Origin of the sequence: Kineosporia sp. NBRC 101677 (assembly GCF_030269265.1) — a bacterium.
GTDB classification, from domain to species: Bacteria; Actinomycetota; Actinomycetes; order Actinomycetales; family Kineosporiaceae; genus Kineosporia; species Kineosporia rhizophila.
The window spans coordinates 188,916-194,806 of the sequence record NZ_BSTA01000003.1; the positions used below are offsets into that span (position 1 = coordinate 188,916).

A 5,891-nucleotide genomic window follows, 5' to 3' on the forward strand; every position below is an offset into this window, starting at 1 on the left:
GCGTGCCGGCCGAAACCCGCTTCGGACTCTTCGAGGCCCCCGAGAGACCCGACGCCGAGCCGAGTCTGCAGGTCGATCCGACCTGGTCGCCGACCCGGCTGCAGATCGCGATCATCGCGTCGGTGTGGAAGTACGCACTGACCGGCTTCGGGCTGCTGACCGTGTTCAACGTGGCCAACGTGCTGCTGCCGGTCGCGGTGGGTCGGCTGATCGACGCGGTGGTCGCCCCCCTGGCCGGGGGCGCCCGCTTCGATCAGGTCTCCGGTGCGCTGACCACCTGGGCCGCGGCCATCGTGGGCACGTACGTCCTGATCAACGTGGGTTACCGGCTCGGCGGCCGGGCCGGGTGGTACGGGGTTCAGCGGGCCCAGTTCGAACTTTCCCAGCTGACCCTGTCCCGCCTGCTCGACGAACGTGACCTGGGTGCCTCGTCCCAGCCGCCCGGGCGTCTGCTGTCCCTGGCCACCTCCGACGCCCGGCGCGCCTGTCAGTCCGTCTACGTCTCGGTCTATCCCCCGGCCGAGGTGGTCGGGCTGGTCACGGCCGCCGCCGTCCTGGTCACCATCCACCCCCTGCTCGGCCTCGGCGTGATCGTCGCCATGCCCGTGGCCCTGGTCGCCATGCACTTCGTGGCCGCCCCGCTGCGGCGGCGCAGCGAGGCCGAACAGGCCGAACTCGCCGACGCGGCCGCCGCCGCGGCCGATCTCGTGGCCGGCTACCGGGTGATCCGGGGCCTGCACGCCCAGGACACCGCCACCCAGCGATACCGCAAGGTCAGCCGCGGGGCGCTGCGCGCCACGATCGCCGCCCGCTACGCGGAGGCCGGTTTCCACGGTGCGTCGGTCATCGTCGGGTACCTGTTCGCCGCAGGGGTGACCACCGCCGCCGGGCTGCTCGCTCTCGACGGGCAGCTGACGGTCGGGCAGTTCGTCAGCGTCTCCTCCGTCGCCGTCACCCTGATCGATCCGCTGCACTCGCTGATCGGCACCCTGGGAAGTCTTCTGGCCATGTCCCAGGCCTCGGCCAAGCGACTGCTGGACCTGCTGTCCACCACCCTGCCGCCCGCCGCCCGCCCGGCCGCGAAGGCCGAGTCCGGGCCGGGAGTGCGCGCTCTCGTCGTGGACCAGGTGCCGCTGGGCGAGAACGTGAAGCTGACCGAGTGCGTCAAACCGGGCGAGTTCGTGGTCCTGGACCTGCCTCCCTCGGCCCGCACCGCGCTCAGCGACGCCCTGGCCCTGCGATCGGCACCCGGCTCCGGCAGCATCACCTTCGCCGGCTCCCCCCTGGCCGACCTCGACCCCGCCGTGCGCGCCGAGATGCTCGTGGCCCCCCACACTCCGGCCCTTCTGCCTGGTTCGGTGCTGGACAACGTGCGCGCCACCGGCGACGACCCGGTCGGGCAAGACGTGGCGCTGGCCGCCCTCGGCGTGGCCGCGCTGAAGGAGGAGGAGCTTCCCGAGGGGTACCACACGGCAGCCGGTTACGGCGGCTGGCAGTTGTCCGGCGGCCAGCGCCAGCGCATCGCCCTGGCCCGCGCGGTCGCCGCCGAACCGGAACTGCTGGTTCTGGACGATCCCACGTCCTCGGTCGACGCGGTCACCGAGCAGGCCGTCGCCGCGGCCCTGCGCGCGCACCGCGACGGGCGGGCGACCGTCGTGCTGACCTCGGCACCCGCCTTCCGTACGGTGGCCGACCGGGTCATCACCCTCGAGCAGGAGCAGACCGTCGATGCCTGAACCACTTCCGGTCGCCCCCGGCCGGGTCGTCGCCGCGCATCTGTGGGGCGTGCTGGCCGGCCGGCGCCTGCGGCTGGCCGGCATCCTGGCGCTGATCGTCGCCGAGGCGGCCACCGGCCTGGTGTTCCCGCTGGTGGTGGGCCGACTCGTCGACACCGTCGGCGACTGGGCCGGCCGGGGCGTCCCGGCGGCGTTCTGGTGGCAGGTCTCGCTCCTGGCCGCCTCCGCCGTCGCCACCGCGGCCCTGTCGCTGGTGGCGGCGATGGCCCTGGCCCGGGTCGCCGAGACGGTGATCGCCGAACTGCGCGAGCAGTACGTGAGCGCTGCCCTGGCTCTGCCCCGCGCAACGGTGGAGGAGGCCGGGGTCGGCGACGTGGTCACCCGGGCCTCCGACGACGTCGGCCAGGTCTCCGAGTCCCTGCCCGACGTCGTGCCCCAGGTGTGCCTGTCGGTGTTCACCCTGGCCCTGGCCGGGGCCGGACTCACCGCGCTGAACGCCTGGTACCTGGCCGGTTTCGTGCTGACCATCCCGTTCTACGTGGTCGCGGTGCGCTGGTACCTGCGCCTGGCCCCCGGCGTCTACCTGGCCGAGCGCACCGCCCAGTCGGACCGTGGGGAAGAGGTCCTCGGCACCCTCACCCAGGTTCCGACCGTCACCGCGCACCGGCTGCAGCGCCGGCAGCTGGCCCGGATCGAGAACGGCAGCTGGCAGGTGGTGCGCTGGGCGATGCGCACCCGGATCGTGCAGAACCGGCTGTTCGGCCGGCTCAACGTGACCGAGGCGATCGGCCTGCTGGCGGTGCTGGGCATCGGCATCTGGCTGGCCGCCCGCGGCGAGAGCACCACCGGTCAGGTCACCGCGGCCACGCTGCTGTTCCTGCGCGCCGCCGCCCCGATCGAGAGCCTGCTGTTCGTCATCGACGAGCTCCAGTCCGGCGTCGCGGCCCTGGGCCGCATCATCGGCGTGATCCGCACCCACACCCCCGCCGCCGAGGAGCGCCACACCGCCGACGGTCCGGGCCCGGTCGTGGCCCTGCAGGACGTGAGCTTCGCCTACCGGCCCGGGCGCCCGGTGCTCGAGGGCGTCCGGGCCGACATCGAGGCCGGAAAAGTGCTGGCCGTGGTCGGTTCCACCGGTTCCGGCAAGTCCACCCTGGCCTCCCTGGTCGCCGGGGTGCACCAGCCGGGCGCCGGCTCGATCACCCACCGGCTGCCGAACGAGCAGGTCGTCACCGTCACCCAGGAGACCCACGTCTTCTCCGGCACCCTGCGCGACAACCTCACCCTGGCCGTCCCCGGGGCCGACGACGAGCAGGTCCTGGCCGCCCTCGAGAAGGTCGGCGCCGGGCCCGTCCTGGCCATGCTGCCGGAGGGGCTGGACACCGAGGTGGGCGACGGCGGGCACGACCTGAGCGCCGCGCACGCCCAGCACCTGGCCCTGGCCCGGCTCGTCCTGGCCGATCCGGCCCTGGTGATCCTGGACGAGGCCACCGCCGAGGCGGACAGCGCCGAGGGCGACCGGCTGGACCGGGCCGCGAGCGCGGTCGTCGAGGGCCGGGCCGCGCTGGTCATCGCCCACCGGCTGTCGCAGGCGCGCCAGGCCGACCGGATCCTGGTGCTCGAGGCCGGGCAGCTGGTGGAGTCCGGGGCGCACGACGAGCTGGTGGCGGCCGGCGGCCGCTACGCGAAGCTGTGGAGCGCGTGGGAAAACGGAAGGGCGGCGGCACCTTCGGCGCCGCCGCCCTGACCCGCACCCGGTTACGCCTGGGCGCGCTGCAGACGTTTACTGACCTTGCCGATCGCGGTCTGCGGGAACTCGGTGACGATCTCCAGCGCGTCCGGCAGCTTGTAGGCAGCCAGGCCGCGCTCGCGCAGGTAGCCGCGGATCACGCCCAGGTTCACCTTGCCGGCGTCCTGACGCAGGATCACGTAGGCCTTCACCCGCTCGCCGAGCAACCGGTCCTCGACCCCGACCACCGAGGCGTCGTACACGGCCGGGTGGCCCAGGATGAAGTTCTCCACCTCTTCCGGGGCGACCTTCTCACCGCCCCGGTTGATCTGGTCCTTCGAGCGGCCGACGACGCTCAGGTAGCCGAGCTCGTCCTGCTGGACGATGTCACCGGTGCGGTAGAAGCCGTCCTCGGTGAAGCTGCGGGCGTTCTGCTCGGGCGCCCGGAAGTAGCCCCGGATCGTCGTCGGGCCGCGGGTCAGCAGGTGGCCCGGCGTTCCCCGGGGCACCTCGTTGCCCTCGTCGTCCAGCACCAGCAGCTCGTCGCCGGGTGAGATCGGCCGGCCCTGACAGGTCAGGCTCCGCTCCTCGTCGACGTCGAGCGGGTTGTAGTTGACCAGGCCCTCGGCCATCCCGAAGCCCTGCTGCAGCACGACGTCCAGCTCGGGCCGCACCCGGCGGGCCGCCTCGGCGCTCAGCCGGGCCCCGCCCACGTGCAGGCTCTCCAGGCTGGAGAGGTCGTAGCGTTCCTTCAGCGAGGAGTTCAGCCAGGCCAGCACGATCGGCGGGACCACCGAGGACTGGGTGATCCGGTGCTCCTCGATCAGCGGGAACACGCTGTCCGGGCTGCCGTTGGGGGCCAGGACCACGGTGCCGCCGACCGCCAGCACGCCCAGGAAGCCGGGCGAGCGGGCCGACATGCTGTGGCAGACCGGCACCGCGATCAGCTGCACCGTGCTCTCGCTGATGCCGCACAGCGGGATGCTCTGGCGCACCGAGTGCAGGTACGTCTCGTGCGTGTGCGGGATCAGCTTGGGCTGGCCGGTGGTGCCCCCGGACAGCTGCAGCAGCGCGACGTCCGAGGCGACCGCCCGGCGTTCGTGCGGCAGCGGCTCGGAGGCCAGCAGCCGCTCCAGCGCCTCTCCCCCACCCTGGGGGTCCAGCACGATGGTGTGCCGCAGGACCGGCCAGGCCTCCTTGAGCTCGGCGGCCAGGGCAGCCAGGTCGGCGCCGTCGTGCCGGGAGACCGTGACGTAGGCACTGGCCTCGGCCACCCGGACGAAGTGCTCGATCTCGGTGCGCCGGTGGGCGGCCGGGGCGAACACCGGCACCGCCCCGATCTCCCAGCATGCGTAGACGAACTCGACGAACTCGGGGATGTTCGGCAGGTGCACCACCACCCGGTCGCCCCGGCGCACGCCCAGGTCGCTCAGCCCGGCCGCGATCCGCAGGATGCGCCCGGTGAGTTCACCGTAGGTGCGCCGGGTCTCCCCGGCCACGATCGCGGTCTTGTCGGGCAGCCGGGCGGCCGACTCGAACAGCGGCTCGGCCATGGTCTGGTCGGTCCAGTACCCGGCGTTGCGGTAGTGCGCGGCCAGGTCTTCCGGGTAGGGCACGAAACCCTCGAGCACCAGCGGGTCCCGAGGGCCCAGCGGGGCCAGGCTCATCGCGGTTACCGCGTGGCGAGCTGGTCGACCGCACCCGGGACCGGCTGCGCGGGGTCGCTGCCCAGCTCGACGATCCGGTTGGCCGCGTCCACGTGCACCACCCGGGGCCGGTGGGTGAGCAGCTCGGCGTCGTCCACCTGGACGTACGAGATGATGATGACCAGGTCGTCCGGCTTCACCAGGTGCGCGGCGGCGCCGTTGATGCAGATCTGGCCGGAGCCGGAGGCCCCGGTGATCACGTACGTCTCGATCCGGGCGCCGTTGGTGATGTCGACGATCTGCACCTTCTCGCCCTCGACCAGGCCGGCCGCCTCGAGCAGGTCGGAGTCGATCGTGACCGAGCCGACGTAGTGCAGGTCGGCCTGGGTGACGGTGGCGCGGTGGATCTTCCCACCGAGGACCGTGCGCAGCATGTGAACTCTCTCTTCCGCTGGATGTTTCGGCTGAACTCGGGTACCGCCGGACGAGCTACGCGCCGGCCTTCTCGTGCTCGGCCACGAAGTCGCGCAGCGACTTGGGCCGCAGGTCCTTCCAGGTCGCGTCGATCCAGTCGATGACCTCCTGACGGCCGGCCCCCGCGGGAGCGCCGTAGGCGATGCTCCAGCCGCCCGGCACCGGCCGGAAGGTCGGCCAGAGCGAGTACTGCTCCTCGTGGTTGACCAGCGCGAAGAAGGTTCCGCTGTCGTCGTCGAAGGGGTTCGTGGCCATCTGCGCCTCCATGTTTCGGTCGATGGGTCTCGTCGATCGGATGCCTAGAAC

The 5,891-nt window shown here is 72.6% G+C and carries 5 protein-coding genes; 2 read left to right on the plus strand and 3 right to left on the minus strand.

The window, feature by feature from the left end:
• Positions 1-2: 2 nt before the first annotated feature.
• Positions 3-1,736: an ABC transporter transmembrane domain-containing protein gene (locus QSK18_RS10435; RefSeq protein ID WP_285618220.1), complete on the plus strand. Its 1,734-nt coding sequence runs from the start codon at positions 3-5 to the stop codon at positions 1,734-1,736.
• Positions 1,729-3,483: an ABC transporter ATP-binding protein gene (locus tag QSK18_RS10440; RefSeq protein ID WP_232812848.1), complete on the plus strand. Its 1,755-nt coding sequence runs from the start codon at positions 1,729-1,731 to the stop codon at positions 3,481-3,483. The genes QSK18_RS10435 and QSK18_RS10440 overlap by 8 nt, the downstream gene beginning before the upstream one ends.
• Before the next feature lie 11 nt (positions 3,484-3,494).
• Here the strand turns inward: QSK18_RS10440 and QSK18_RS10445 are convergent, their stop codons facing one another.
• From QSK18_RS10445 to QSK18_RS10455, 3 genes are read right to left on the minus strand one after another with little or no spacing between them, the layout of a single operon-like run.
• Positions 3,495-5,132 carry a (2,3-dihydroxybenzoyl)adenylate synthase gene (locus QSK18_RS10445; protein ID WP_285618224.1) on the minus strand — a complete coding sequence of 546 codons (1,638 nt, stop codon included), beginning with the start codon at positions 5,130-5,132 and terminating at the stop codon, positions 3,495-3,497.
• 5 nt (positions 5,133-5,137) lie between these two features.
• A complete protein-coding gene (gene panD / locus QSK18_RS10450) occupies positions 5,138-5,545 on the minus strand; it encodes an aspartate 1-decarboxylase (protein ID WP_232812850.1) in 408 nt (135 codons plus the stop codon).
• Positions 5,546-5,600: 55 nt separating this feature from the next.
• The gene (locus tag QSK18_RS10455; RefSeq protein WP_232812851.1) at positions 5,601-5,840 is read right to left on the minus strand and encodes an MbtH family protein; all 240 of its coding nucleotides are present in this window, start codon (positions 5,838-5,840) and stop codon (positions 5,601-5,603) included.
• Between the last annotated feature and the right edge of the window lie 51 nt (positions 5,841-5,891).